Source organism: Amycolatopsis sp. NPDC104819, from assembly GCF_055583145.1.
Genome location: NZ_JBVJON010000001.1, coordinates 401,880 through 425,416 on the forward strand (window position 1 = coordinate 401,880; position 23,537 = coordinate 425,416).

The 23,537-nt window shown below is 71.1% G+C and carries 31 protein-coding genes; 21 read left to right on the forward strand and 10 right to left on the reverse strand.

Annotated features, from left to right (window positions below; translation table 11 throughout):
* Positions 1 to 114: 114 nt before the first annotated feature.
* Complete coding sequence (locus ACZ63E_RS01940; RefSeq protein ID WP_465333544.1) at positions 115 to 300, reverse strand: CsbD family protein; 186 nt, start codon at positions 298 to 300, stop codon at positions 115 to 117.
* A gap of 160 nt (positions 301 to 460) precedes the next feature.
* Here ACZ63E_RS01940 and ACZ63E_RS01945 point away from each other — a divergent pair, with 160 nt between their 5' ends.
* The 12 genes from ACZ63E_RS01945 (at position 461) to ACZ63E_RS02000 (ending at position 6,082) form a co-directional block, all read left to right on the forward strand.
* Positions 461 to 1,015: an RNA polymerase sigma factor gene (locus tag ACZ63E_RS01945; protein WP_465306914.1), complete on the forward strand. Its 555-nt coding sequence runs from the start codon at positions 461 to 463 to the stop codon at positions 1,013 to 1,015.
* Positions 1,006 to 1,572: an Asp23/Gls24 family envelope stress response protein gene (locus ACZ63E_RS01950; RefSeq protein WP_465333546.1), complete on the forward strand. Its 567-nt coding sequence runs from the start codon at positions 1,006 to 1,008 to the stop codon at positions 1,570 to 1,572. Before ACZ63E_RS01945 ends, ACZ63E_RS01950 begins: the two co-directional genes overlap by 10 nt.
* On the forward strand, positions 1,569 to 1,931 hold the full coding sequence (locus tag ACZ63E_RS01955; protein WP_465306918.1) for an Asp23/Gls24 family envelope stress response protein: 363 nt from the start codon (positions 1,569 to 1,571) through the stop codon (positions 1,929 to 1,931). The genes ACZ63E_RS01950 and ACZ63E_RS01955 overlap by 4 nt, the downstream gene beginning before the upstream one ends.
* Positions 1,928 to 2,224: a hypothetical protein gene (locus tag ACZ63E_RS01960; RefSeq protein ID WP_465306920.1), complete on the forward strand. Its 297-nt coding sequence runs from the start codon at positions 1,928 to 1,930 to the stop codon at positions 2,222 to 2,224. The genes ACZ63E_RS01955 and ACZ63E_RS01960 overlap by 4 nt, the downstream gene beginning before the upstream one ends.
* 110 nt (positions 2,225 to 2,334) lie before the next feature.
* Positions 2,335 to 2,778 (forward strand): Asp23/Gls24 family envelope stress response protein, encoded by a 444-nt coding sequence (locus ACZ63E_RS01965; RefSeq protein WP_465333548.1) that lies wholly within the window; start codon positions 2,335 to 2,337, stop codon positions 2,776 to 2,778.
* Positions 2,779 to 2,780: 2 nt separating this feature from the next.
* Complete coding sequence (locus ACZ63E_RS01970; protein WP_465333550.1) at positions 2,781 to 2,963, forward strand: hypothetical protein; 183 nt, start codon at positions 2,781 to 2,783, stop codon at positions 2,961 to 2,963.
* A 3-nt stretch (positions 2,964 to 2,966) separates the two neighbouring features.
* Positions 2,967 to 3,266: an Asp23/Gls24 family envelope stress response protein gene (locus ACZ63E_RS01975; protein ID WP_465333551.1), complete on the forward strand. Its 300-nt coding sequence runs from the start codon at positions 2,967 to 2,969 to the stop codon at positions 3,264 to 3,266.
* Between the two features lie 17 nt (positions 3,267 to 3,283).
* A complete protein-coding gene (locus tag ACZ63E_RS01980) occupies positions 3,284 to 3,784 on the forward strand; it encodes a DUF6286 domain-containing protein (RefSeq protein WP_465333552.1) in 501 nt (166 codons plus the stop codon).
* Positions 3,781 to 4,338, forward strand: coding sequence for an alkaline shock response membrane anchor protein AmaP (amaP, locus tag ACZ63E_RS01985; RefSeq protein WP_465333554.1), 558 nt, complete (start codon positions 3,781 to 3,783; stop codon positions 4,336 to 4,338). The genes ACZ63E_RS01980 and amaP overlap by 4 nt, the downstream gene beginning before the upstream one ends.
* A 292-nt stretch (positions 4,339 to 4,630) precedes the next feature.
* Entirely contained in the window at positions 4,631 to 5,023 is a 393-nt protein-coding gene (locus ACZ63E_RS01990) for a DUF2784 domain-containing protein (protein WP_465333556.1), read from the forward strand.
* Positions 5,024 to 5,037: 14 nt separating this feature from the next.
* Positions 5,038 to 5,391, forward strand: a complete 354-nt coding sequence (locus ACZ63E_RS01995) for a VOC family protein (RefSeq protein WP_465333558.1) — start codon at positions 5,038 to 5,040, stop codon at positions 5,389 to 5,391.
* A 34-nt stretch (positions 5,392 to 5,425) separates the two neighbouring features.
* Positions 5,426 to 6,082 (forward strand): TrmH family RNA methyltransferase, encoded by a 657-nt coding sequence (locus ACZ63E_RS02000; protein ID WP_465333560.1) that lies wholly within the window; start codon positions 5,426 to 5,428, stop codon positions 6,080 to 6,082.
* On the opposite strand, the gene ACZ63E_RS02005 is transcribed toward ACZ63E_RS02000, so the two are convergent.
* Positions 6,033 to 8,216, reverse strand: coding sequence for a molybdopterin-dependent oxidoreductase (locus ACZ63E_RS02005; RefSeq protein WP_465333562.1), 2,184 nt, complete (start codon positions 8,214 to 8,216; stop codon positions 6,033 to 6,035). The genes ACZ63E_RS02000 and ACZ63E_RS02005 overlap by 50 nt on opposite strands.
* 51 nt (positions 8,217 to 8,267) lie before the next feature.
* Between ACZ63E_RS02005 and ACZ63E_RS02010 the strand changes: the two genes are divergently transcribed.
* Entirely contained in the window at positions 8,268 to 9,260 is a 993-nt protein-coding gene (locus tag ACZ63E_RS02010; RefSeq protein ID WP_465333564.1) for a glycoside hydrolase family 76 protein, read from the forward strand.
* Position 9,261: 1 nt separating this feature from the next.
* Here the strand turns inward: ACZ63E_RS02010 and ACZ63E_RS02015 are convergent, their stop codons facing one another.
* From ACZ63E_RS02015 to ACZ63E_RS02030, 4 genes are all read right to left on the reverse strand, one after another.
* On the reverse strand, positions 9,262 to 9,852 hold the full coding sequence (locus ACZ63E_RS02015) for a hypothetical protein (RefSeq protein ID WP_465333566.1): 591 nt from the start codon (positions 9,850 to 9,852) through the stop codon (positions 9,262 to 9,264).
* A 70-nt stretch (positions 9,853 to 9,922) separates the two neighbouring features.
* Positions 9,923 to 10,447 carry a GNAT family N-acetyltransferase gene (locus tag ACZ63E_RS02020; protein ID WP_465333568.1) on the reverse strand — a complete coding sequence of 175 codons (525 nt, stop codon included), beginning with the start codon at positions 10,445 to 10,447 and terminating at the stop codon, positions 9,923 to 9,925.
* Positions 10,448 to 10,465: 18 nt separating this feature from the next.
* Positions 10,466 to 11,332 carry a substrate-binding domain-containing protein gene (locus ACZ63E_RS02025; protein WP_465333569.1) on the reverse strand — a complete coding sequence of 289 codons (867 nt, stop codon included), beginning with the start codon at positions 11,330 to 11,332 and terminating at the stop codon, positions 10,466 to 10,468.
* A 69-nt stretch (positions 11,333 to 11,401) separates the two neighbouring features.
* Positions 11,402 to 12,439, reverse strand: a complete 1,038-nt coding sequence (locus ACZ63E_RS02030; RefSeq protein WP_465306946.1) for a LacI family DNA-binding transcriptional regulator — start codon at positions 12,437 to 12,439, stop codon at positions 11,402 to 11,404.
* Positions 12,440 to 12,546: 107 nt separating this feature from the next.
* On the opposite strand from ACZ63E_RS02030, the gene ACZ63E_RS02035 reads away from it, so the two are divergent.
* The 7 genes from ACZ63E_RS02035 (at position 12,547) to ACZ63E_RS02065 (ending at position 18,144) form a co-directional block, all read left to right on the forward strand.
* Complete coding sequence (locus tag ACZ63E_RS02035) at positions 12,547 to 13,563, forward strand: substrate-binding domain-containing protein (RefSeq protein ID WP_465333571.1); 1,017 nt, start codon at positions 12,547 to 12,549, stop codon at positions 13,561 to 13,563.
* Positions 13,560 to 14,561, forward strand: coding sequence for an ABC transporter permease (locus ACZ63E_RS02040; RefSeq protein ID WP_465333573.1), 1,002 nt, complete (start codon positions 13,560 to 13,562; stop codon positions 14,559 to 14,561). Before ACZ63E_RS02035 ends, ACZ63E_RS02040 begins: the two co-directional genes overlap by 4 nt.
* The gene (locus ACZ63E_RS02045) at positions 14,558 to 15,367 is read left to right on the forward strand and encodes an ATP-binding cassette domain-containing protein (RefSeq protein WP_465333574.1); all 810 of its coding nucleotides are present in this window, start codon (positions 14,558 to 14,560) and stop codon (positions 15,365 to 15,367) included. The genes ACZ63E_RS02040 and ACZ63E_RS02045 overlap by 4 nt, the downstream gene beginning before the upstream one ends.
* Positions 15,368 to 15,369: 2 nt before the next feature.
* Positions 15,370 to 16,197 (forward strand): PfkB family carbohydrate kinase, encoded by an 828-nt coding sequence (locus tag ACZ63E_RS02050; RefSeq protein WP_465334351.1) that lies wholly within the window; start codon positions 15,370 to 15,372, stop codon positions 16,195 to 16,197.
* Positions 16,194 to 16,829, forward strand: coding sequence for a nucleoside/nucleotide kinase family protein (locus ACZ63E_RS02055; RefSeq protein ID WP_465306954.1), 636 nt, complete (start codon positions 16,194 to 16,196; stop codon positions 16,827 to 16,829). Before ACZ63E_RS02050 ends, ACZ63E_RS02055 begins: the two co-directional genes overlap by 4 nt.
* The gene (locus tag ACZ63E_RS02060; RefSeq protein ID WP_465333576.1) at positions 16,826 to 17,554 is read left to right on the forward strand and encodes an SDR family oxidoreductase; all 729 of its coding nucleotides are present in this window, start codon (positions 16,826 to 16,828) and stop codon (positions 17,552 to 17,554) included. The genes ACZ63E_RS02055 and ACZ63E_RS02060 overlap by 4 nt, the downstream gene beginning before the upstream one ends.
* Before the next feature lie 176 nt (positions 17,555 to 17,730).
* Positions 17,731 to 18,144, forward strand: coding sequence for a VOC family protein (locus ACZ63E_RS02065; RefSeq protein ID WP_465306958.1), 414 nt, complete (start codon positions 17,731 to 17,733; stop codon positions 18,142 to 18,144).
* Between the two features lies 1 nt (position 18,145).
* On the opposite strand, the gene ACZ63E_RS02070 is transcribed toward ACZ63E_RS02065, so the two are convergent.
* The 4 genes from ACZ63E_RS02070 to ACZ63E_RS02085 all read right to left on the reverse strand — a co-directional run bounded on the left by ACZ63E_RS02070 (position 18,146) and on the right by ACZ63E_RS02085 (position 22,877).
* Entirely contained in the window at positions 18,146 to 18,814 is a 669-nt protein-coding gene (locus tag ACZ63E_RS02070; RefSeq protein ID WP_465333578.1) for a DedA family protein, read from the reverse strand.
* Between the two features lie 132 nt (positions 18,815 to 18,946).
* On the reverse strand, positions 18,947 to 19,768 hold the full coding sequence (locus tag ACZ63E_RS02075; RefSeq protein ID WP_465333579.1) for a YceI family protein: 822 nt from the start codon (positions 19,766 to 19,768) through the stop codon (positions 18,947 to 18,949).
* Positions 19,765 to 22,350 (reverse strand): MFS transporter, encoded by a 2,586-nt coding sequence (locus ACZ63E_RS02080; RefSeq protein WP_465333581.1) that lies wholly within the window; start codon positions 22,348 to 22,350, stop codon positions 19,765 to 19,767. The genes ACZ63E_RS02075 and ACZ63E_RS02080 overlap by 4 nt, the downstream gene beginning before the upstream one ends.
* The gene (locus ACZ63E_RS02085; RefSeq protein ID WP_465333583.1) at positions 22,347 to 22,877 is read right to left on the reverse strand and encodes a MarR family winged helix-turn-helix transcriptional regulator; all 531 of its coding nucleotides are present in this window, start codon (positions 22,875 to 22,877) and stop codon (positions 22,347 to 22,349) included. The genes ACZ63E_RS02080 and ACZ63E_RS02085 overlap by 4 nt, the downstream gene beginning before the upstream one ends.
* 194 nt (positions 22,878 to 23,071) lie before the next feature.
* Here ACZ63E_RS02085 and ACZ63E_RS02090 point away from each other — a divergent pair, with 194 nt between their 5' ends.
* Positions 23,072 to 23,497: a PPOX class F420-dependent oxidoreductase gene (locus ACZ63E_RS02090; protein ID WP_465333585.1), complete on the forward strand. Its 426-nt coding sequence runs from the start codon at positions 23,072 to 23,074 to the stop codon at positions 23,495 to 23,497.
* The last annotated feature ends 40 nt before the right edge of the window (positions 23,498 to 23,537 follow it).

Sequence of the window (23,537 nt, forward strand, 5' to 3'; positions counted from 1 at the left end):
GCCTCTACCTCCCCCTCCCCCCCTCGACCCCACCCCCCCCCCCCCCTCCCCCCCCCCCTGCCCCCCCCCCCCCCCCCCCCCCCCCCCCCCCCCCCCCCCCCCCCCCGGGCCGGGTCACTTCTTGAACAGGTCCTTCGCCGCGTCCTTGACGTTCTCCACGGCGCCCTTGAGCCCGGCCTTCGCCTGGTCGGCCTGGCCCTCGGCCTGCAGCTGCTCGTCGCCGGTCGCCTTTCCGGCCGTCTCCTTGGCCTTGCCACCCAGCTCTTCGGCCTTGTTGCCGATCTTGTCGCCCAGCGACATGGGGCACCTCCTCCTCCGGCGGCGCCCCGGCGGGGCGCGCTCGTGCCGGAAGGACCACCGAGGCGCGTGATCGTCACGGACTCGCCCCGGTGACCACCGTCACCCACAATCAAGCCGTGACGTTTTCCGGCTCCCCGTGTCCTCTGTCCGAGGAGGTGCCGTGACGACCACCGCCACGCCGCTCGACGACGCGACCCTCGTGGGCCGCGCGCGGGACGGCGACGTCCGGGCGTACGAGCAGCTCGTGCTGCGCTACCAGGGCCCGATGTTCCGGCTCGCGGTGAAGATGCTCGCCCACCGCGGCGACGCCGAGGACGTCGTGCAGGAGGTGTTCCTCAACGCCTGGCGCAAGCTCGACCAGCTCGGCGAGGACGCGGCCTTCGTCGGCTGGCTCTACCGGGCCACCACGAACCGCTGCCTCAACACGATCCGGGCGCGGCGGCCGCAGGCCGACGTCGACCTGGACACGGCCGAGTCGCCGCGGGCGGACCTCCAGCCGGAGCGGGCCGCGCAGGTGAGTGGCCAGCTCGCGGCGTTGAACGCGGCACTGGCCGAGCTCACGCCCGAGCAGCGGGCGTGCTGGCTGCTGCGGGAAGTGCACGGCCGGTCCTACGAAGAGATCGGCGAAGTCGTCGGCGCGAACACGACCGCGGTCCGCGGCCGGATCGCGCGGGCGCGGGCCCAGCTGGCGGAGGTGATGAAGCCATGGCGATGACGGACTACGAGCTGCCCTGCGAACGGGATGTCGAGCAGGTTTGGGAGCGACTGGACGCGGTCGGCGCCGGGCTGGCCGACGAGCACGAGCTGACCTGCCCGCACTGCCGCGCCGCGCGCGAAAGCCTGCTGGCGCTGCGTGAGGCCACGACGGAACTGGCTCTCGAGGACGACGTGCCGTCGCCCGACCTGTTCGGCCGGATCATGTCGGCGGTGCGGGCCGAGGTGCGGCGCGACCGGATGGTGTGGCTGCCGACCCCGGAACCCGGGTTCGTCGAGATCAGCGAGCAGGCGGTGGCGGCGGTGCTGCGCTACGCGGCGGACACCGTCGACGGCGTCCGCGCGCGACGCTGCCGGGTGCGCACCGGCGCCGACGGCGTGGTCGAAGTCGACCTCACCCTCGCGGTGAGTTTGCGGAACGCTACCGGCGGTGAAGCGTTGGCGAAGGTGCGGGAGCGGGTGACCGCGGCGGCCGCGGCCCGGGTGGGCCTGACGCTGGCGAAGCTCGACCTGCTGGTCGACGACGTTTACGAAGTTCACGGGGAGCCAGGGGAATGAGCGTGGAGTACGTCATCGCCGATCCGGTGATCGCCAGCGTGGCGGCGAGGGCGGCGATCACCACGCCCGGCGTGGTGCGGCTCGAGCCTGGCCTGCGTGGCCTGGTGACGGCGTGGACGCGGGCGGCCCGCCAACGCTGGAAGGGCCTCGACCCGGCCCCGGCGGACGGCATCCGCGTCCGCACGGCCGACGGCCGGGTGAGCGTGCAGATCGACCTGGTGACGGCGTCCGCGGACCAGGCCGGGGCGGTGGGCCGGGCGGTCCAGCGCGCGGTCGGGCGGTACGTGGCCGAGCAGACCGGGCTGGCCGTCGACGAGGTCTCGGTGTCCATCATGGACATCGAGCCGGCGCCCCGGTGACCGCGCGCGAAGCCGTCGAGAAGATCGTCGGCGCACTGTCGGGGGTGGACGGCCTGCGGCCGGCGACCCCGGTGTCCCCCGAGACGACGTGGCTGCCGGTGGACTGGGAAGGGATGGCGGTCGACCTGACACCGGAACTGGTGCAGATCCGCCTGATCGCGACCCGGCTGCCGATCCCGCCGTTGCTGGACCTGGCCGCGGAGCTCGTGCGGCCGGTGCTGGCGGGGACGGAGTGGTCGCAGGCCAAGCTGCGCTTGGTCGTCACGGACATCGACGGCGCCGCCTTCGTCTGAAGCCGAGAGTCACATCACACGATCGAGCGAGTGACGTTTTCCCTCCCGCTGGGTCCTTACCTACACACGAGGCAGAAAGCCTTGAGGGACAGGACATCCGGGAGGACCCCATGACCGCGACCGCCGAGAAGAACACCGTGGCCACCAAGGCCGAGACGGCTCTCGCCAGCACGCAGGGCACCACGACCATCGCCGACACCGTGGTCCAGAAGATCGCCGGGCTCGCCGCGCGTGAGGTCGCCGGTGTCCACGCTCTCGGTGGTGGCGCGGCTCGGGCGCTGAGCGCCATCCGCGACCGCATCCCGGGTGCGTCCGCCAGTGCCGGCCAGGGCGTGTCGGTCGAGGTCGGGGAGAAGCAGGCCGCCGTCGACCTGCAGATCCTCGTCGAGTACGGCGTGTCCATCGCGGACCTCGCACGGGCGGTGCGCCGCAACGTGATCACCGCGATCGAGCAGATGACCGGGCTGGAGGTCGTCGAGGTGAACATCAACGTCAACGACGTCCACATCCCCGGGGATGACGAAGAGCCCACCACCAGCGACCGGGTGCAGTGACGATGAACGCGACGCTGCTCGGCCTGCTTTACGGTCTGGCGCTGGGTTTCGCCGCCGGTTTCGGCGGGTTCGGCGCGTTCATCGCGGTGCTGGTGCTCGGCGGGCTCGGCCTGCTGGCCGGCCGCTGGCTCGACGGCAAGCTCGACCTCTCGGCGCTCGTCGGCGCCGCGCGCGATCGGAGGTGACGCGTGGAACGCGGAGTGACCACTGTGGACCCGCGGGCGGTGCGGCGGATCGCCGCGCGCGCCGCCCGCGAGGTGGACGGCGTCGCGGGGGACGTCACCGCCGAGGCCACAGTGGACGGTTCATCGGCCACAGTGGACGTCCGGCTCCCGCTCGCCTACCCGGCCCCGATCACGGCGACCGTCGAGAAGGTCCGGGCGCACCTGCTCGGCCGCACGACGGAGCTGACCGGGCTCACCACGAGCCGGGTGGACATCACGGTCGCGCTCGCGCGGCCGGAGCAGCCCCGTCGGAGGGTCCAGTGAGGCGGCCCAGGCGGAGCGTGCCCGCGGTCCTGACGGCGCTGGTCCTGCTCGCGGCGTGCGCGCTCGTCGTGACGGCGCTGGTCCAGCGCCTCCTCGGCGAGCGGCCGCTCGTGTCCTACGACGCGGTCGCCGCCCGCGTGCACGAGACCTCCTGGAACGAACTGCCCGTGCTCGTCGGGGGCGGGGCAGCGGTTCTGGCGGGACTCGTGCTGCTGGCGGCGGCCGTGCTCCGCGGGCGGCCGTTGGTGGTGCCGCTGGTCGCGGCGCCGGGATTCGCCACGGGGACTTCACGCCACGGCTTGCGCACGTCGTTGCGAGCCACGGCGGCCGGGGTGGACGGCGTCTCGTCGGCCGCGCTGAAGCTGGGACGGCGGAAGGTGAAGGTGCGGGTGAAGACCAACCGGACGAACCGGGACGGCCTGGCGGAAGCGGTCGACGCCGCGGTGTGGCAGAGGCTGGACGACGTCGGGCTGGCCCGGCCGCCGAAGGTGCGAGTCCGAGTGAGGGGAACACGATGAACCGGCCCGCCGCTCTCAACCGGACTCTCCTCGCGCTGATCGGCCTGCTCCTGCTCGCCGCGGGTGGCTTCGCGCTGGCGACCCACTTCGGCCGTCTCCACGTCCTCGACCCCGCCGCGCCCCTCGTGCCCGGCAACGCACCCCCGCCGACCTGGGTGTTCTGGGTGGCGATCGCCGTCGCGGTCGTCCTCGGGCTGCTGTGCCTGCGATGGCTGGCCGCGCAGGCGTTCCGGCGGCCGAAGTCCGTCGCCTGGCGGTCGGAGGACCCCGCCGGGGACACCGTGCTCGACTCCGCCACCGCGGCCGCGCCCCTGGCCGAGGACGTCGAGACCTACGAAGGCGTCCGGTCCGCGTCGGCCTGGCTGTCGGGGACGCGGGACGCGCCTGAGCTGCTGCTGGTCGTCACGACGGACCGCGACGCCGGCGCCACCGCCGTCCGGGAGCGGATCGCCGAGCACGCCGTCCCCCGGCTCAAGCAGGCCCTGGAGGTCGACGAGCTTCCGGTCCGGCTGGAAATTCGGCTGACGGCGAAATCCGGGGTCCGGGCGCGGTGAGCCGGGCGTAGCGTCGCCCGGTATGGAAGAGCCCCGTGAGCCGCCGCGGCCGTCCGATCCGAACCGGAAGAAACCGGACGGCGCGCCCGACCAGTACCCACACGAGGAACCGACCACCTATCCCGCCAAGCGGCCGCCGGAATTTCCACCGGGCGTAACGCCTCCGTCACCGCCCAGGTGAAGAAGTTGCTCCGGTGGGTTGAACATCACAGCTCTGGGCATCCTGGAGGGCGGCCGATCTCGATCAGCGGAGTAAAGTCGCTGGTAGGGGGTTCGGTGAAGGGGGCGTGTGGTGGCGAAGTTCCTGGCCGAAGTGACCGTCGCGGTGCACATGCTCGCGCTCCTGCTCATCGGGTTCGGCGGGTTCATCGCCTGGCGCTGGCCGAAGCTGATCTTCGTCCACATGTTCGCGGCGGCCTGGGGCATCCTCGTCAACGTGACTCCGGTGCCGTGCCCGTTCACCGCGCTGGAGAACTTCTTCCGCCACCAGCAGGGCCTCGGTGACCTGCCCGGCGGCTTCAACGCGTACTACCTGTACGACACGGTCTTCCCCCGGTCGTGGCTGCCGGCGATCGGCATCATCGCGATCGCCGTGGTCGCCTACTCCTACGTCGGCGTCTACCAGCGCTGGCGCCACCGCCACCACCCCGAAGACACCCAGCCCCGCGCGGTCCACCTCGGCTGAGGCACTATCAGCGCATGGAACGTGTGCTCGGCATCGGTGGTTACTTCCTCCGCGCCGCGGACCCGGCGGCCCTGGGCGCCTGGTACCGCGACTGCCTCGGCCTCGACGCCGACGAACACGGCCTGTGGCAGCAGGCGGCGGGCCCGACGGTCTTCGCGCCGTTCGAAGCCGGCACCGACTACTTCGGCTCGCCCACGCAGCAGACCATGCTGAACTTCCGGGTCCGCGACCTCGACGCGATGCTCGCCCAGCTGCGCGCCCAGGGCGCTGACGTCACCGAGGAGACGCAGGACATGGCCGGGGTCGGCCGGTTCGGCTGGGTCACCGATCCCGAGGGCAACCGCATCGAGCTTTGGCAGTCCGCCTAGAGCCGCGGCCGCGGGTGGGGCGACAATCGACGCTGTGAGCGCATCGCACGACGCCGGACCCACCGAGTGGGTGAGCCGCGAAGAGGTCGGCGTCGGTCCGTGGCCGGGTGAGTGGCCGTCCGACGAGCGGTACGACCCGGACCTGCTGCGGGACGGCGACCGCCGCAACGTCGTCGACGCCTACCGCTACTGGCGGCGCGAAGCAATCGTGTCCGATGTGGACAGCCGGCGGCACTCGTTCCACGTCGCCATCGAGAACTTCCAGCACGACCACAACATCGGCACGGTGGTCCGCACGGCCAACGCGTTCGCCGCGGCCGAGGTGCACATCGTCGGCCGCCGCCGCTGGAACCGGCGCGGCGCCATGGTGACCGACCGCTACCAGCACCTCCGCCACCACGACGACGTCGACGGGCTGCTCGCCTTCGCCGCGGAAAACAGCCTCGCTCTCGTCGCGGTCGACAACACGCCCGGTTCGCAGCCGGTCGAGACGGCCGAAATCCCGCGCGACTGCGTCCTGCTGTTCGGTCAGGAAGGGCCAGGGCTGTCGGCGGGCGCGCAGGAAGCAGCGTCCCTGGTCGTGTCGATCGCCCAGTTCGGCACCACCCGCTCGATCAACGCCGGGGTCGCGGCCGGGATCGTCATGCACGCCTGGGTCCGGCAGCACGCCGACCTGACCACCGCCTGGTGACTGCCGGCGCGACCTCGACCGGGATGCCGTTCAGCACCGACGTCCCGGACGGCACGTCCAGCAGCGTCTCGTCGGCGACCAGGTTCGAGTTGACGCCGGGGTTCGCGCGCGCCACCCGGGTGCGCGAGCCGTCGACGTCGTGGCCCCAGCCGTGCGGGATGCTGACCACGCCTTCGCGGACCTCGTCGGTCACCTCGACCGGCACTTCCAGCTTGCCGGCGCGGGAAGTCACCGACGCGAGCGCGCCGTCGGTGAGGCCCAGCCGCGTCGCGTCGGCCGGGTGCACCTGCACCGTGCACCGGTTGCCGCCGCGGACCAGCGGTTTCAGGTTGTGCATCCAGGAGTTGTTCGAGCTCAGGTGCCGTCGCCCGATCAGCACAAGACCGTCCTCTTCGGGCTTGGCGAGCTCGGCGCGCAGCCTCGGGACGTCCGCGACGATCGTCTCCGGCGCCAGCTCGATCCGTCCGGACGCCGTGCACAGCACCTCCGGGATCCGCGGCTTCAGCGGCCCGAAGTCCATCCCGTGCGGCGCGGCTTCGAGGTCGGCCAGCGTGACGTCGTAGGGCCCGGCGCGCAGCATCAGGTCGACCAGCCGCGCGGGGCCGGTGCGGTCGTGGGTGACCTCGAGCTTGGCGCGGCGCGCGACGTCCGCGGCGACGAAGTCGTCGAGCCCCTCGACGTCCGCTTCGGGGCCCTGACCGGTGACGATGCCGGTGAGCCGCAGCATCGTCTCCCACTCCTGCGGCAGTTTCGACGGCAGTGTCGCCGGGGTCCAGTTGGCGACGTTGCGCACCGAGAGCTGGTAGAAGGCCAGGTCGAAGTGCGGCCGTTCGAGCGGCGACGGCCCGGGCAGGATGACGTCCGCCTGGCGTGACGTCTCGTTCAGGTAGACGTCGACGGAGATCATGAAGTCGAGCTTTTTCAGCGCTTCGCTCAGGCGCCCGGCGTTCGGCGTGCTCAGGCACGGGTTGCCGCTGACGGTGATCAGCGCGCGGACCTGGCCCTCGCCCGGAGTTTCGATCTCGTCGGCGAGCGTCGCGACCGGCAGCTCGCCGACCACCTCGGGGTACCCGCGCACGCGGCTGTGCCAGCGGCCGACGGCGAACGGGCGCCGGTTGCCGGTGGGCTGGCACGCGGCCAGCGGGAACATCGCGCCGCCCGGCTCGTCGAGGTTGCCGGTGAGCACGTTGAGGACGTCGACCAGCCAGCTCGCGACCGTGCCGAACCGCTGGGTCGTGGTGCCGATCCGGCCGTAGACGACGGCGTTTTCGGTGGCGAGTTCGAGCGCCATCCGGCGGATCTCGGCGGCGGGGATGCCGGTGCGCGGCGCGACGGCTTCCGGGGTGAACGGGCGGGCCAGCGTGCGGACGTCGTCGAGGCCGTTGAGGTGGGGTTCGAGCCGGCCGGGGCGTACCCGGTTTTCCGCGAACAGGACGTTGACCAGCGCGAACAGCAGCAGCGCGTCGGTGCCGGGCCGGATGGCGTGGTGCTCGTCGGCGAACTGCGCGGTGCGCGTGCGGCGTGGGTCGACCACGACGATCTTGCCGCCGCGGTCGCGGATCCCGCGCAGCCGGCCGCGGACGTCCGGCGCGGTCATCAGGCTGCCGTTCGAGACGAGCGGGTTGGCGCCGAGGATCAGCAGGTGCCGCGTGCGGTCGAGGTCGGGCACGGGGATGGCGAGCGGGTCGCCGAACATCGTGCCGGAGGAGTAGTGCTTCGGCAGCTGGTCGACCGACGTCGCGCTGTAGAAGTTCTTGGTGCCCAAGGCTTTGTAGAGCACGCGGCCGTAGAGCGTGAGCGCGATGTTGTGCACACCGGGGTTGCCCGCGTACACGGCGACGGCGTCCCGGCCGTGCTCCTCGAGGATCGGCGGGAGGCGCCGGTCGATCTCGTCGTAGGCCTCCTGCCAGCTGACCTCGACGAACTCGCCGTCGCGCTTGAGCAGCGGCGCGGTCAGCCGATCGGGGTCGTGGTGCAGCGCCCCGAGCGACGCTCCCTTCGGACAGATGTAACCCTTCGAGAAGACGTCGTTGTCGTCGCCCTTCACGCGCGTGACCTGCTGGTTCTCGTCGAGCGTCACCTCGAGCCCGCAGGTCGCTTCGCACAGCGGGCAGGTGACGTGGGACGTGGTCATAACAGCTGAACATACCGAGCGGTATGTCGGTGGGCAAGGCAAGATTGCGCTATGGACGTCTCAGCCGCCGAACGCGCGGTGACCGCCCGCCACCTGCGCCGCGTCTGGGCGCTCCCGGCGACGGTGCTGGGCCGCAGCGGCTGGCCCGCTTCGGCCGGGCAGCGGGTGCACTGGCATTGGAACTACTGGTGGCAGGCGCACCTGCTGGACACCCTCGTGGACGCGCAGCTGCGTTCGCCCACTGCGTCGCGCCTGGCGGTGATCCGGTCGTTCGTGCGTTCCGTGCGGTTGCGCAACTTCGGCCGCTGGACCAACGACTACTACGACGACATCGCGTGGCTCGGCCTTGCGCTGCAACGGGTCCAGCACCTCGGAATCGACGTCGGCCCGGCCCTGGCGGCCATCGACACCCAGCTGCTGTCCGGCTGGACCGAGGCGGCGGGCGGCGGAATCTGGTGGCGCCGCGGCGACGACTTCAAGAACACCCCGGCCAACGGCCCGGCGGCGATCTTTCACGCGCGGTCGGGCAACCTGTCCCGCGCCCGCGAGATGACCGCGTGGCTGACGTCCACTTTGGTCGATCCTGCGTCCGGCCTGGTCTGGGACGGCATCCACGCGGACACGGGCGAGCTGGTGAAGCACATTTACACGTACTGCCAAGGGGTTTACCTCGGAGCGTGCCTGGAACTGTCCGAACTGGACAATGCGGCGCGCACGGTGCGAGCGGTGGCCGAGCACTGCGCACCGGGTGGCGTGATCCGCGGCCAGAGCGGCGGAGACGGAGGATTGTTCGCGGCGATCTTGGCCCGGTACTTGGCGTTGGGGGCCGGAGTGTTGCCCGGCCCGGAGGCGGCGGTGGCTCGGTCGCTGGTGCTCCGCTCCGCCGAGGCGTGCTGGTCGGGAGCTGCGGAGGGGCTGGTGTTCAGCGCCTTCTGGGACCGCCCGGCACCGCCGTTGCCCTTGCCACCGGAGGCGCCTGAGCGAGACATGTCGGTACAGGTGGGCGGCTGGATGCTCCTGGAAGCCGCGGCGACGCTGACCTGAATCAGCCTTCGCCGGTCCGCGCGAGAAATTCGGTCGCGGATGTCTTGGCGGCCGCGACCGCGGATTGCTCGTCAGTCACACCACGAAGCACCCCGCGGTGGTCTCGCAGCCACCAGCCGTTCGCGGAATCGCGGAAGACGAGCGCGACGCGGAAGAGGTCACGGTCGAGAAGGTCCTCCCAGGAGGTCGCGGGTTCGCCCACGTGCGCCAACAGAGCTTTTTGGGCGCGAGGCAATTCGCGTGGCTGCGTGGGGCTGCCGAACGTGTAGTGGACTTCGCAGGTTCCTTCAGGGATCGTCAGGAACAACGTGAGGTTGTAGACCGGCAGGCCACTCGTGTTCGTCCACCGGACCGTCGGCAGGCTCGACTCCTTGTCGAGGGCGATCCAGGCCGCCACGGACTCCGCTTGCCTGCGTTGGTTTTCTTCGGCCCGACCTCGTTCCGCCGCGTCAAGCCGAGCCAGTTGCCGCTCTTGCTGCCGCGTCGTCCGGATGGCAGCACTCGCGGCGAAGGCCGCCGCCACCAGCGCACCGAGCGTGCCGAGGCTGGAGATGATCTCCGCGACAGATCCCCACTGCAAGGCGACCTCCACGAGTTGGCGCGAGCACGTCTCCTGCGGAGTCTGTCGCCGAGCGGCAGGCGTTACGGCGCTCGCCGAACTGTCACCAGACGTCGCCGGCTCGCCAGTCGGCGGTTAACTCGCCGTCCAGGTTCAAGTCGAGGGGTGTCCGGCCCGGGAACACGTACACGCTGTCGTCCTCCTCGGTGCGCTGGACCCCGCTCGGCGTCAACGCAAAGGTCGGCCCGCGCCACAGCTGCCAGCCGCGGCCCGCGTACAGCGGGGCCCCTGCCGACGACGCGCTCAACGCTCCCACCTCGTACCCCGGCAGCAGCTCCTCCATCACAACCATCAGCTCACTCGCGATCCCCCGCCGCCGGTGGGCGGGGTGGACCGCGACGCCCTCGACGTAGCCCGTGTTCAGGATGCGGCCGTCATGCATCAGGCGGCGTTGCACCAGGGACGCGTGGCCGACCAGCTCGGTGCCGGAGAACGCCAGCGCGTGCATTCCGCCGAGCGTGTTCTCCCAGCCCGGGAGGTCGAAGTCCCGGTAAGCGCCTTCGAGCAGGTCGCGAACCGCGCCGAACTCGGCGGGCGACAGCTGGGCGGTGTGCGCGAGTCGGATCACCGCACCCATCCTGCCGCTTCAGCAGCCGCAGGAGGCGCCGTGCAAAAACTTCGGCGTCAGGTGGACCGACTCCGGGGGCCGGTCCGGGTCCGCCATGCGGGACATCAGCAGCCGCACCGCTCGTTGGCCGATGTCCGCGACCGGCTGAGCCACCGTTGTCACCGCCGGGCTGACGCGGCGGGCCCACTCCATGTCGCCGTAGCCGACCACCGCCAGCTCCGAGCCGATGCGGATGCCGCGGCGGTGAGCCTCGTACTGGACGCCGACCAGCATCGACTCGTCCGCGACCACCAGCGCCGTCGGGGAGGGCCAGCCGTCGAGGAGCTTGGCCGTCGCGCGGGCCGCTCCGCCTGACGTCGACAAACCGCACTCCACCAGCTCGCGGTTGAACCGCAGGCCCGCCTGCTCCAGACCCAGCCGGTACCCGCGGACGCGCTCGCGGCTGATCTCCAGGCTCTCCTCACCCGAGATCAACCCGATCTTGCGGTGCCGCCCCGACGTCAGGTGCCGGACCAGCGACGCCACCGCGTGCACGTTCTCCGTGCCGACCTGGTCGACGTCGTTGCGCGCGGCGACGCGGTCGACCAGCACCGTCGGCACACCCATCCGGACCAGGCCGTTGACCACCGCTTCGTCGCCGGGGGACGGGACCAGCAGCACGCCGTCCACCAGGTCGGCCCGCAGCGCGCGCACGATGGCGGCCTCTTCGGTGACGCTGTCTTCGGTGTCGGCCAGCATGACGTCGCAGCCCGCCTGGGCGGCCGCGCCGCGGATCGAGCGCAGCAGCGCCCCTGAGTACGGGTTGGCGTGCACCCCCATGGCGACGCCGATCCGGTAGGTGACCGGGGGGTCCCACAACCGGAGCTCTGGCGAAAGTGCGGTCATCAGGCCTCGCAGACGCTCAGCCGAAAGGTATCCGCTGAACGCTCCGCGCGAGACCCCTATCCTGATTAATCACTGATGTGAGTGAACCGGCGGGCAGCCGCACGACTCACGGTGACGCAGGGTGGGCGCGAGCCGCACCGTCTCGGCCTTGCGGGCCGGGTCGTTGATCCGGGCCAGGAGCAGCCGCACGGCCTGCCGCCCGATCTCTTCGATCGGCTGGGCCATCGTGGTCAACGGCGGGTCGACCAGGTCCGCCCACTCGACGTCGTCGTAGACCACGACCGGCAGGTCACGCCCGATGCGCAGGCCCCGCCGGCGCGCCTCGTGCAGCACCCCGACCATCATGCTGTCGTTCCCGACCACCAGCGCGGTCGGCGGCTCGGGCAGCGCCAGCAGCGTGCTCAGCGCCAGCGAGCCGCCATCACCCGAGGAGTTTCCGCAGGCCACGAGCTCGGACGACCACGTGAGCCCGGACCGGCCGAGCCCCAGCCGGTACCCCAGCACCCGCTCCTCGCTCGTCGACAGCCCGGGCGCGCCGCTGATCATCCCGATCCGCCGGTGCCCGAGCGTCGCCAGGTGCGCGGTCAGCGCCGACGTCGCCTGGATGTTCTCCGTGCCCACCTGGTCGACGTCGGCGCGGGTGGTCAGCCGGTCGATCAGCACCGTCGGGACGTCGAGCGACACGAGCTCGCCGATCACCGGCGCGTCGCCGGGCGCCGGGGTGATGAGCAGGCCGTCCACCCGGCGGGAGCGCAGCGCGCGCACCGTGTCACGCTCCGTGTCCGCGGTGTCGTGCGTGTCGGCCAGCAGAACGGTGTACCCGTGCGTGGACGCCTCCCGCTCGATCGCCTGCATAAGTGTCGCGAAGTACGGGTTCGCCACCAGCGAGATCGCCATACCGATCGACCGGGTCCCGCCGGTGACCAGCGAGCGCGCGATGGCGTCGCCGGTGTAGCCGGTCGTCTCGATCGCCCGCAGCACCGCGGCCTTCGTGTCCTCGGCGACCGCGCGGGTCCCGTTCACGACGTGCGACACGGTGGTGATCGAGACGCCGGCGAGCTCGGCGATGTCGCGTTGGGTCGGCCGCGACGATCTCGGCTGGGGCATGCCAATCCTTTCCGGCAAGCGTTTGCGCAAACGCTTGCGTCCGAGGTGCAGTCTGTCTACCTTCCCGACCATCGGCAAGCTTCGACACGAACAAAGGGTGGGAACCCATGAGACAGCGCAGTCTCACCGCCGTCGTGCTGGCCGCCGTCCTCGCCGCGACGACCGGGTGCACGGTCGAACGCCACTGGGGCGGCAACACCAACACCGGCGGGAGCGGCAAGGCCAAGGTCGGCTTGGTCACCAAGACCGACACGAACCCCTACTTCGTGGCGCTTCGCGATTCCGCGAGAGCCACCGCGCAGGCCAACGGCGCCGACTTCAACGCCCTCGCCGGGCAGTTCGACGGGGACAACGACGGCCAGGTCCGCGCCATCGAGAACCTCATGCAGCAGGGCGTGAACACGATCCTGATCACGCCCAGCTCTTCGACCGGCGTGCTGAAGGCCATCAAGGACGCCCGCGACGCGGGGGTCCTGGTCATCGCCCTCGACACCGCCACCGAACCACCGGACGCCGTCGACGCCACCTTCGCCACCGACAACTTCGCGGCCGGCGAGCAGCAGGGCGCGTACGTCAAGGCCGCGCTCAAGGGCACCCCGCCCAAGCTGCTGATGGTCGACGGCACCGCGGGCAGCTCGGTCGACACCCAGCGCCACGGCGGGTTCCTCAAAGGCATCGGGCTGACCGACGGCTCGCCCGAGATCAAGGGGCACACCGCGGCCAACGGCGACCAGAGCCTCGCCCAGCAGGGCATGGAGAACCTGCTCCAGCGCAGCACCGACATCAACGCCGTGTACTCGATGAACGAGCCGATGGGCCGCGGCTCCTACGCGGCGCTGCAGGCCCGCGGGCTCACCGGGCAGATCGTGATGGGCTCGATCGACGGCGGCTGCGAAGGCGTCCAGAACGTCAAGGACGGGCAGTACGCGGCGACCGTCATGCAGTTCCCGAAGAAGATGGCTGAGCAGGGTGTGCTCGCCGCCGTCGAGTACGCGAAGACCGGGAAGAAGCCCACGGGCTTCCTCAACACCGGTTCCGCCGTGATCACCGACAAGCCGATGCCCGGGGTCGAAAGCCACGACACCGCGTGGGGTCTGCAGAACTGCTGGGGAGGCAAGAAGTGACCACGGCAACCGTTGCTCGTCCGTCCACAAAGGATCGCGAATCGCTCGGCGACTTCCTGCTCCGTGCCCCGGCGGTCGGCCCGGCGCTCGCGCTGGTCGTCGCGATCGTGGTGTTCTCGCTGGCCACGGACACGTTCTTCGACCTCGACAACCTGTCCACGGTCGTCCAGCAGTCGCTGGTCGTCGGGACGCTCGCGCTGGGCCAGACGCTCGTCATCCTCATCGCGGGCATCGACCTGTCGAACGCGTCGTCGATGGTCGTCGCGACGCTGATCATGGCGAAGCTCGCCGCGGCCGGCACGAACGGTTTTGTCGCGCTGCTGGCCGGGATCGTGCTGACGGTCATCGTCGGCATGTTCATCGGCGGGCTCGCGACGCGCGTCAAGCTCCCGGCGTTCATCATCACGCTCGGCACGTTCACCATGCTCACCGCGGTGTCGAAGCTGATCGCCGGCGGCCAGGCCGTCCCGGTGACCGACGGGCTGCTGCAGTGGCTCGGCACCAAGCGGTACCTCTTCGGCGGCATCCCGATCACCTACGGCATGACGCTGGCGCTGCTGATGTACCTCGGCGTCTGGTACGCGCTCACGAAAACCGCGTGGGGCAAGCACGTCTACGCGGTCGGCAACGCGCCGGAGTCCGCACGGCTGTCCGGCATCAAGGTCAACCGCACGGTCCTCTCGGTGTACATCGTGGCCGGGCTGGCCTTCGGGCTCGCCGCGTGGCAGGCGCTCGGCCGGACGCCGAACGCCGACCCGAACCAGTTCCAGCTCGGCAACCTCGACTCGATCACCGCCGTCGTCCTCGGCGGGACGAGCCTCTTCGGCGGCCGCGGCTCGGTGCTCGGGACGCTGATGGGCGCGCTGGTCGTGGCGGTGCTGCGGTCGGGCTTGACGCAGATGAACGTCGACGGCAACTACCAGGACCTCGCCACCGGCGCCCTGCTGATCGCCGCCGTTGTGGTGGACCGGATCGCGAGGAGGCAGCAGCAGTCATGACCGAACCGATCCTGCAGGCCCGTGGCCTGGTGAAACGCTACGGCCGGGTGACCGCCATCGACGGCGCCGACTTCGACCTGCTGCCCGGCGAGGTGCTCGCCGTGGTCGGCGACAACGGCGCCGGGAAGTCGTCCCTGATCAAAACCCTTTCCGGAGCGGTGATCCCGGACGAGGGCGAGATCAAAGTGGACGGTGAGACCGTCCACTTCAAGTCCCCTTTGGACGCCCGGCACTACGGGATCGAGACGGTGTACCAGGACCTCGCCGTCGCACCCGCGCTCGACATCGCGTCGAACATGTTCCTGGGCCGGGAAAAGCGGCTGAGCGGCCCGTTCGGGCTGTTCCGGAAGCTCGACACGGCGAACATGCGGTCGGAGGCGCAACGGATCCTCGACGAGCTGGGCATCAACATCAAGTCGATCACCCAGCCGGTCGAGACGCTCTCCGGTGGTCAGCGCCAGGGTGTCGCCGTCGCGCGGGCCGCGGCGTTCGGCACCAAGGCCGTGATCATGGACGAGCCCACCGCCGCGCTCGGCGTCGCCGAGTCCGGCAAGGTGCTCGACCTGATCGGCCGGATCCGCGACCGCGGCCTGCCGGTGGTGCTGATCAGCCACAACATGCCGCACGTGTTCGACATCGCCGACCGCATCCACGTGCACCGCCTCGGCAAGCGCGTCGCGGTCGTCTCGCCGAAGACACACTCGATGAACCAGGTCGTCGGCCTGCTCACGGGGGCGTTGCGGCTCAACGAGAACGGCGAGATCGAAGAGGCGGCGGCCGCGACCCACGTGGCCGGTTTGCAGTGAGAGTGCTGCTGGCGGGTTTGTGCACCGTGGACGTCGTCCAGCGGGTCACCGAGCTTCCGGCGCCGGGTGAGAAGGTGCAGTCGTTACGGGTGGACGTCGCGGCCGGTGGGCCCGCGACGAACGCCGCGGTGACGGCCGCCGCGCTCGGCGCCGAGGCGACCTTGCTGACCGTCCTCGGCGCACACCCGCTGGCCGCGCTCGCCCGCGCCGACCTCGAGGCGCACGGCGTGCGCGTCGTCGACCTGGCCCCCGACCTGCCCGACCCGCCGCCGGTCAGCGCGGTGGCCGTCCGCGACCGCGACGGCGAACGCACGGTCGTCGCCCGCAACGCCGCGGACCGGAGCTTTCCCGTGAAAGCTCCGGTCTTGGACGCGGACGTCGTGCTGCTGGACGGGCACTATCCGAAACTCGCGCTGGCGGTCGCGGGGGCGGCGAAGGCGCCGGTCGTGCTCGACGCCGGGAGCTGGAAACCCGTGCTCGACGAGCTCCTCCCGCTGGTCGACGTCGCCGCCTGCTCCGCGCACTTCAGCGCGCCCGGACCGGGGCTGCACGAGCGGGGCGTGCCGACCGTCATCACCACCGCGGGGCCCGGCCCGGTGCGGTGGTCCACTGCGGACGGACGCTCGGGTGAGGTGCCTGTCGCCGACGTGGAAGCGCGAGACACACTAGGTGCGGGAGACGTCTGGCACGGCGCGCTCGCCGTGGCCGTGACGCGCGAACCGACGGTGACGGACCGGATCCGCTTCGCCAACGAGGTGGCCGCCGAACGGGTGCGGCATGTGGGACCGCGGTCGTGGACGACCGCGATCGCAGGAAGGAACAGGACATGACGGCGTTCGACGACCTGCTGGCCCGGGCCGAGGGCCTGACCGTGCGCGGGCAGCGCAACGTGCTGGGCATCATCGGCGCGCCCGCGTCCGGCAAGACCACGCTGGCCTGGGCGCTGGCCAACGCGCTCGGCTCGCGCGCCGCCGTGGTCGGCATGGACGGCTTCCACCTGGCGCAGGTCGAGCTGCGCCGGCTCGGGCGCGCCGAGCGCAAGGGCGCGCCGGACACGTTCGACGCGGCCGGCTACTACCACCTGATCCGCCGGCTCGCCGAAGGCCGCGAGACGGTCTACGCGCCGGAGTTCCGCCGCGAGATCGAGGAGCCGATCGCCGGCGCGGTCCCGGTCGCGCCCGAGGTCCAGCTCGTCATCACCGAGGGCAACTACCTGCTGCTGCCGGACGACCCGTGGAGCGGGATCCGGCCGCTGCTCACCGAGGCCTGGTTCCTCGCGCCGGACGAGCCCGAGCGCATCGAACGCCTGGTGTCGCGCCACCGCCGGTACGGCCGCTCGCTGGTCGAGGCCCGCCAGCGCGCGCTCGGCTCCGACCAGCGCAACGCCGACCTCATCTCGCAGACGCGGGACCGCGCGGACCTGGTGCTGGAGAACCTGCCGCTGGTCAACTTCGCGCTGTGAGCGTGCTGGTCGTCACCGGCGGCAGCCGGGGGATCGGCGCGGCCATCTGCACCCTGGCGGGCTCGCGCGGCTACGACGTCGTCGTGAACTACTCCGGTGATCCCGCGCCCGCCGCGGACGTCGCCGCGCGGGTGCGTGCGTCGGGGCGGCAGGCGGTCGCGGTCCGCGCGGACGTCTCGGTGGAGTCCGACGTCCGCGCGCTGTTCGACGCGGCCGCGGAGCTGGGCCCGGTGACCGGGCTGGTCAACAACGCCGCCATCACCGGGAACACCCCTGGACGGCTCTCGGACTACGAGGTCGACGTCGTTCGCCGGACGTTCGAGGTGAACGTCACGGGGGTGTTCCTGTGCTGCCGCGAGGCGGTCCGCCGCATGACGGACGGCGGCGCGATCGTCAACATCTCCTCGACGGCGGCCCGCACGGGCTCGGCGGGCGAGTGGGTGCACTACGCGGCGTCGAAGGCGGCGGTGGACACGCTGACGTTCGGCCTGGCGCAGGAGGTGGCGGCGGCGGGGATCCGGGTCAACGCCGTCGCGCCGGGGATGATCCACACCGGGCTGCACGAGGCCGCCGGCCTGCCGGACCGGATGGCGAAATACGCGCCGCAGATCCCGATGGGCCGCGCCGGGCAGCCCGCCGAAATCGCCGAAGCGGTGCTGTTCCTGCTGTCGCCGGCGTCGTCGTTCACGACGGGCGCGGTGCTGGACGTCGGTGGCGGGCGGTGACCACTCGGCCACTTTTCGTGCAACGTGAATGACCTTCGGTCACCGGCGTCCGCCTGCTGAGACATCCGGAGACGGCGAGATCACGATCGGACGGGGAACTTGGTCACCGCCGTTTAGGCGAGCGAACGCTGTGCAACTCTGGGGAGCCGCCACGCGAAAGGACGGCTTCGAAAGCCATGGCAAAACTCATGTCCGTGCACCACCTCGCGCTCACCGTGACCGATGTGGACCGCAGCGTTCCGTGGTACGCCCGGGTCCTCGACCTCGAGGAGGTCACCCGGCGCGAAGAGCCGGACACGGGTCTGCGGAAGGTGGTGCTGCGGTCCGCGGGTGACGAGTTCTCCGTGGTGCTGGTGCAGCACGCCGACACCGGCAGACGCGGGTTCGACGAACGCCGAGCCGGCCTCGACCACGTCGCCTTCAAGGTCGGTTCGACGGCCGAGCTGGCCGAGTGGGAGGAGCGCCTCGCGGAGTTCGGCGTCTCGTACCTCCCGACGGCGCCGTCCCGCACCTTCGAGGGCTCGTACGTGGTGATCTTCCGCGACCCGGACGGCATCCAGCTCGAGATCTGGGCCGACCCCGAGCTGTGAGTCAGGCTCGGGCGTCGTCCGTCTCTTCGACCGGGCGGCGCATCTCCTGGCGGTAGCGCAGCACGCCGTAACCGGTCCCGAACACGAAGAACACGATGCTGATCCACAGCGCCGCCGTCTTCAGCCACGGCAGGGCGTCCAGCAGGCCGGCGCCGTAGTAGCCGAGCAGGACCAGCGTCGGGACCCACAGCAGCCCGCCCAGCGCCGTCGCCGCCATGAACCGGCGGGGGTCCATGCGGGCCGCGCCGGCGATCAGCGGGGCCAGCGTGCGGATCCACGGGATCCAGCGGGCCGCCACGATCGCGAAGAACCCGCGCCGGTCCAGGAACCGCTGGGCGCGGTCGAGGGCCTGGCGGTTGAGCACCTTGCCGTCGCGGCGGGCGATCAGCTTGGTGCCGCTGGTGCGCCCGATGTAGTAGCCGATCTGGTTGCCGAGCACGGCGACGACCAGCGCGGCTGCCGACAGCAGCCACGCGTTCAGGTCCGAACCGTGCTGGGCCAGCACCACACCCGCGCCGAACAGCAGCGAGTCGCCGGGCAGGAACAGCCCGATGATCAGCGCGCACTCGACCAGCACGAAGCTCAGCACGATCACCCAGACGAGCAGCGGGCCGGCCGTGTCCAGCCAGCTCACGCCGACGCCCGCGGCCTCGATGCTCACGACGTTCACCCCCCGAGCCTACGGGGCGCAGGTGAACTCCCCGCGGCCAACGGCCGAATCGAGCCGCCTGGAAGATTCCGTCCCCACGAACCGTGAAGGCCCCCTCACCAGCGGTGAGAGGGCCTTCCGGAACCAGGTGACTCAGAACTGCGGCAGCGACTCGCCCTGCACCGCTTCGATGTCCAGCTCGACCTTCACGGTGGTGCCGACCGCCGCGACCCCGGCCCGGACCATCGCGCTGTAGTTGATCGCGAAGTCGTTCCGGTGCAGCGTCGTCTCGGCGTGGAACGCCGCCCGCACACCGCCCCACGGGTCCGGGCCCCAGCCGCCGTAGGTCAGCTCGAGCTCGATCTCGCGACGCTCGCCGTGCAGCGTCAGGTCGCCGACCAGCGTCCACGAGTCCGCGCCGCGCTGGCGCAGCCCGGAGCTGGTGAACGTGATCACCGGGTGGACGTCGACGTCGAGGAAGTCCGGCGAGCGCAGGTGGTCGTCCCGCATCCGGATGCCGGTGTCGATGCTCGCCGCCTTGATCTCGGCGTGCACCGTCGAGCGCTCGGCCGGGCGGCCGATCTCGATCCGGCCGGACACGTCCGGGAACCGCGCCTTGATGCTCGCGATGCCCAGGTGCCGCGCGGTCGCGACGACCGACGTGTGCATCGGGTCGATCACCCACGGCCCGGCCGGCGGCAGGTCGATCGCCTCGGCGACCGGGGCCAGCACGACGTCGCCGAGCGAGCCGGAGCCGTCCGAGGCGACCTGCGCCATCCGGGCGACCGGGGTGTACCCGGCCGCCGTGACGACCGCGGTGTAGCTGCCCGGCGCGAGCGCGTCGGTGACGACCTCGCCGCGGACGTCCGCCGCCTGGCGGGTGACCTGCCGCCCGGCCGGGTCGGTGACGGTGAGCACCGCGTGCTCCACCGCCCAGCCCTCGGCCGTGCGGAAGGTCGCGCGCAGGCCCGTCATGACCGGTCGACCAGCTCGTCGAAGGCCTGGTCGTAGCTCAGCTTGACGTCGTGGCCCGCCTCGCCGCCGGTCAGCTCCACCTGGCTGGTCGCCGGCGGGTACCCGCTCGCGACCACGGTGTACGCGCCCGCGGGCAGGTCGCTCACGACGTACCGGCCTTCACCGTCGGTCCGCGCGACCGCCGCGACGTTGCCCTCGGGGTCGAGCACGGTGATCCGCGCGTCCGGGACGACCTTGTCGCCTTCGGTCCGCGCGACACCGGTGAGCTGCACCGAGCTGGAGAGCTCCAGGTCGTGGCGCAGCACGCCGCTGTCCGGCACGGTCAGCGTCACCGCGACGGGCCGGTAGCCCGCGCCGCTGGCGACCAGGGTGTAGGCCCCGGCGCCGACCCCGACGAAGGCGTAGGTGCCGTCCGCGGTCGTGATGAACGCGCCGTTCACCTCGCCCCGGCCGTCGGTCAGCGTCACGGTCACGCTCGCCAGCGGGGAGCCGGTCGAGGCCGCCCGCACGGTGCCGGTCAGCTCGCCGGACCCGGTGAGCGTGACGTCGACCGTCGCCGGCCCGTTGCTGATCACGACGCTGGAGGCCTGCGGCTGGTGGCCGTGGGCCGCGACGATCAGGACGTACGCGCCCGGGCCCTGGCTCGGCACCGAGTAGCTGCCGTCCGGGGCGCCGGTGGCCCGCGCGACCTGGCGGCCGCGCTGGTCGATCAGGGTCAGCGCGGCGCCCGAGACGTGGCTGCCGTCCTGGCGGCGGACGTGCCCGGTCACCGGCACGCCACCCGCGCCGAGGGGGACGTCGATCTCGGAGTCCGCGACGGAGTTCGTGATCGGCAGCGCGCCCGACACGGCCTGGTAGTCACCGTGGCCGTTGGTGCTCAGCGCGTGCTTCCCACCACCGACCAGGGCCGGTTCGCGGTCGACCGGGTGCACCGGCTCGACGATCTCGGTCGGCTCGTCGGCGAAGTCGTGCTCGTCCGCGTCGAGCAGCGCCTCGCCGCCCTCCATGGCCGCCGCGGCCGGGGCCGCGTTGGTCAGCGGGATCTCCTTCATGAACAGCAGGACGATCGTGGCCAGCAGCGCCACCGCGCCGGCGATGTAGAACACCGTGGTGATCGAGTCGGTGAAGCCGATCAGCACCGGGGTCTTGATCGCCTCCGGCAGGTTCTGGATGCCGCTGGTGTCCCCGGACAGGCTGCCGATGCCGGCGCCCGCGCCTTCCGGCAGCTTGCCGCCGAACGCCTTCGTGATGTTGGGCAGCAGGGTGTTGAACAGGACGGTCAGGAAGATCGCGACACCGGCGGTGCCACCGATCTGGCGGAAGAACGTCGCCGACGCGGTCGAGACGCCCATGTCGCTGCGCGGGCCCGCGTTCTGCACCGCGATGATCAGCGTCTGCATGCACTGGCCGAGGCCGAGGCCGATGATGGCGGCCGCGACCAGCGGGTGCCACAGCGGCGAGTCGTACTTGACCTGCGCGAAGAAGAACGCGCCACCGGCGATCAGGATGGTGCCGACGATCGGGAAGATCTTGTAGCGCCCGGTCTTCCCGGTGAGCCGGCCGGACACGATCGAGCTGAGCATGATGCCGGCCATCAGCGGCAGCATCAGCAGACCGGACTCGGTCGGCGTGTAGCCCTGCACGACCTGCATGAACTGCGGGATCATCGTGATCGCGCCGAACATCGCGACACCGACGATGACGCCGCCGATGATCGCCACGGTGAACGTCGAGTTCTTGAACAGCCGCAGCGGGATCAGCGCGGCTTCCTTCATCAGCCGCTCGACCAGGATGAACGCGATGACACCGACGCCGCCGATGACGTAGCAGAGGATGGCCTTCTGGTCGCCCCAGCCCCACTTCTGGCCCTGCTCGGCGACGATCAGGAACGGCACGACCGCGACGATGAGCGTGAGCGCGCCCCACCAGTCGATCTTGTGCTCGTGGCGCTCGTGCGGGACGTTCAGGACCTTCGCGACGACGAACAGCGCGATGATGCCGATCGGGACGTTGATCAGGAAGACCCAGCGCCAGCCGTGCAGGCCGGCCAGGTTGTCGATGCCGGCGAAGAAGCCGCCCAGCACCGGGCCGAGCACGGTCGACAGGCCGAACACGGCCAGGATGTAACCTTGGTACTTCGCCCGCTCACGCGGCGGCACGATGTCACCGAGGATGGTCATGGCCAGCGACATCAGGCCGCCGGCGCCCAGGCCCTGCACCGCGCGGAACGCGGCGAGCTCGTACATCGACGTCGAGAAGGTCGACGCGGCGGAACCGGCGACGAAGATGCCGATCGCGGCCAGGTAGAACGGCTTGCGGCCGTAGATGTCGGACAGCTTGCCGTAGATCGGCGTGACGATCGTCGAGGTGATCAGGTACGCCGTGGTCGCCCAGGCCTGCAGGTCGAAGCCGTGCAGGTCGTTGGCGATCTTGACGATCGACGTGCCGACGATGGTCTGGTCGAGCGCGGCGAGGAACATGCCGCACATCAGGCCGCTCAGGATCGTGACGATCTGGCGGTGGCTCAGCCGGGGCGGCTGACCCACCTCGGGTTGAGCGACTGCTTCGGTGGTGGAACTCATGCGTTGGCCCCCTTGGCCGGTGCACCGGCGGACGCTGCGGCGTCGGCCAGCTGTGGAGAGTGGTTCTCGATACCTGTGTTGAGCCGGCCGAAGAGCCGGTTGAGGGTCTGGATCTCCCCGTCGGTCCAGTCCCCGAGCACTTCGGCCAGCCACTGGTTGCGCTGCTTGCGGTTCTCTTCGAACACCCGCATGCCCTCCGCCGTCGGCGCGAGCAGGCAGGCCCGCCCGTCCTCGGGATCGGCCTGGCGCTCGACCAGGCCGTGCTGGACGAGGGAGCTCGACTGCCTGCTGATCGTGGAGATCTCGGAGTGGAGCGAGTCGGCGAGCCGGCTGGTGCGCTGCGGGCCCTCGTGGATGAGGGTGAAGAGGATCGCGTAGGCCGCCCGTTCGATGCCGTCCGGACCCTGCTTGGACACCTGCGACTTCGCCTTGTTGATCAGGCGGACCAGGCGCACCAGCTCGTGGCCGAGCTGGTCGGCGAGGTCGAGCTCGGCGGTCGGCCGGGTGGCGGAGCTGTTCGGTGCCATGGCGATCCTTAACACGCGGGCGGCGTTGGTTGGCGGCTGCAACTAGTTGCCTCAGGCAAGGATGTGCCTTCATCAGCGGTTGTGCAAGCGGAGCGTGGCCGATGTGTCGGAACACACTTTAGTTGCCGTATGCAAGCAGATTTCTCCCGGGTTGCGCGGGGAACAACGGCCGCCGTCGCCGGTTGGAAAGGGGTATGACCGACGACACAGCGCTGAGGGACTTCCTCGCCAGTCACCGCCACGGCGTCCTGGCCACGATCCGCCGGGACGGGCGGCCCCAGCTGTCCACGATCACGCACCTCTACAACGCGGAGACGAACACGATCACCGCGTCGATCACCGAGACCCGGGCGAAGACGAAGAACATGCGCCGCGACCCGCGGGTCACCTACCACGTCGGCAGCGAGGACGGCTGGAGCTACGTCGTCGCCGAAGGCCGGGCCACGCTCACGCCGCCGGCCGCGGCCCGCGACGACGAGACGGTGGAGGGCCTCGTCGACTACTACCGCCGGGCCTCGGGGGAGCACCCGGACTGGGACGAATACCGCGACGCGATGGTGACCGACCAGCGGGTGCTGCTGACGGTGCACATCGACAAGGTGCACGGCCTGATCCGCTGAACCGGCGGAATCGAAACAAAATTTCCGCAGTGCGGACTAT

Bases quoted from the DNA above. Each gene is read 5' to 3' on its own strand.
- ACZ63E_RS01940 (WP_465333544.1), bottom strand. From the start codon at position 300: ATGTCGCTGGGCGACAAGATCGGCAACAAGGCCGAAGAGCTGGGTGGC.
- ACZ63E_RS01950 (WP_465333546.1), top strand. From the start codon at position 1,006: ATGGCGATGACGGACTACGAGCTGCCCTGCGAACGGGATGTCGAGCAG.
- ACZ63E_RS01955 (WP_465306918.1), top strand. From the start codon at position 1,569: ATGAGCGTGGAGTACGTCATCGCCGATCCGGTGATCGCCAGCGTGGCG.
- ACZ63E_RS01965 (WP_465333548.1), top strand. From the start codon at position 2,335: ATGACCGCGACCGCCGAGAAGAACACCGTGGCCACCAAGGCCGAGACG.
- ACZ63E_RS01970 (WP_465333550.1), top strand. From the start codon at position 2,781: ATGAACGCGACGCTGCTCGGCCTGCTTTACGGTCTGGCGCTGGGTTTC.
- amaP (WP_465333554.1), top strand. From the start codon at position 3,781: ATGAACCGGCCCGCCGCTCTCAACCGGACTCTCCTCGCGCTGATCGGC.
- ACZ63E_RS01995 (WP_465333558.1), top strand. From the start codon at position 5,038: ATGGAACGTGTGCTCGGCATCGGTGGTTACTTCCTCCGCGCCGCGGAC.
- ACZ63E_RS02005 (WP_465333562.1), bottom strand. From the start codon at position 8,216: ATGACCACGTCCCACGTCACCTGCCCGCTGTGCGAAGCGACCTGCGGG.
- ACZ63E_RS02010 (WP_465333564.1), top strand. From the start codon at position 8,268: ATGGACGTCTCAGCCGCCGAACGCGCGGTGACCGCCCGCCACCTGCGC.
- ACZ63E_RS02025 (WP_465333569.1), bottom strand. From the start codon at position 11,332: ATGACCGCACTTTCGCCAGAGCTCCGGTTGTGGGACCCCCCGGTCACC.
- ACZ63E_RS02030 (WP_465306946.1), bottom strand. From the start codon at position 12,439: ATGCCCCAGCCGAGATCGTCGCGGCCGACCCAACGCGACATCGCCGAG.
- ACZ63E_RS02035 (WP_465333571.1), top strand. From the start codon at position 12,547: ATGAGACAGCGCAGTCTCACCGCCGTCGTGCTGGCCGCCGTCCTCGCC.
- ACZ63E_RS02045 (WP_465333574.1), top strand. From the start codon at position 14,558: ATGACCGAACCGATCCTGCAGGCCCGTGGCCTGGTGAAACGCTACGGC.
- ACZ63E_RS02055 (WP_465306954.1), top strand. From the start codon at position 16,194: ATGACGGCGTTCGACGACCTGCTGGCCCGGGCCGAGGGCCTGACCGTG.
- ACZ63E_RS02065 (WP_465306958.1), top strand. From the start codon at position 17,731: ATGGCAAAACTCATGTCCGTGCACCACCTCGCGCTCACCGTGACCGAT.
- ACZ63E_RS02075 (WP_465333579.1), bottom strand. From the start codon at position 19,768: ATGACGGGCCTGCGCGCGACCTTCCGCACGGCCGAGGGCTGGGCGGTG.
- ACZ63E_RS02080 (WP_465333581.1), bottom strand. From the start codon at position 22,350: ATGAGTTCCACCACCGAAGCAGTCGCTCAACCCGAGGTGGGTCAGCCG.
- ACZ63E_RS02085 (WP_465333583.1), bottom strand. From the start codon at position 22,877: ATGGCACCGAACAGCTCCGCCACCCGGCCGACCGCCGAGCTCGACCTC.
- ACZ63E_RS02090 (WP_465333585.1), top strand. From the start codon at position 23,072: ATGACCGACGACACAGCGCTGAGGGACTTCCTCGCCAGTCACCGCCAC.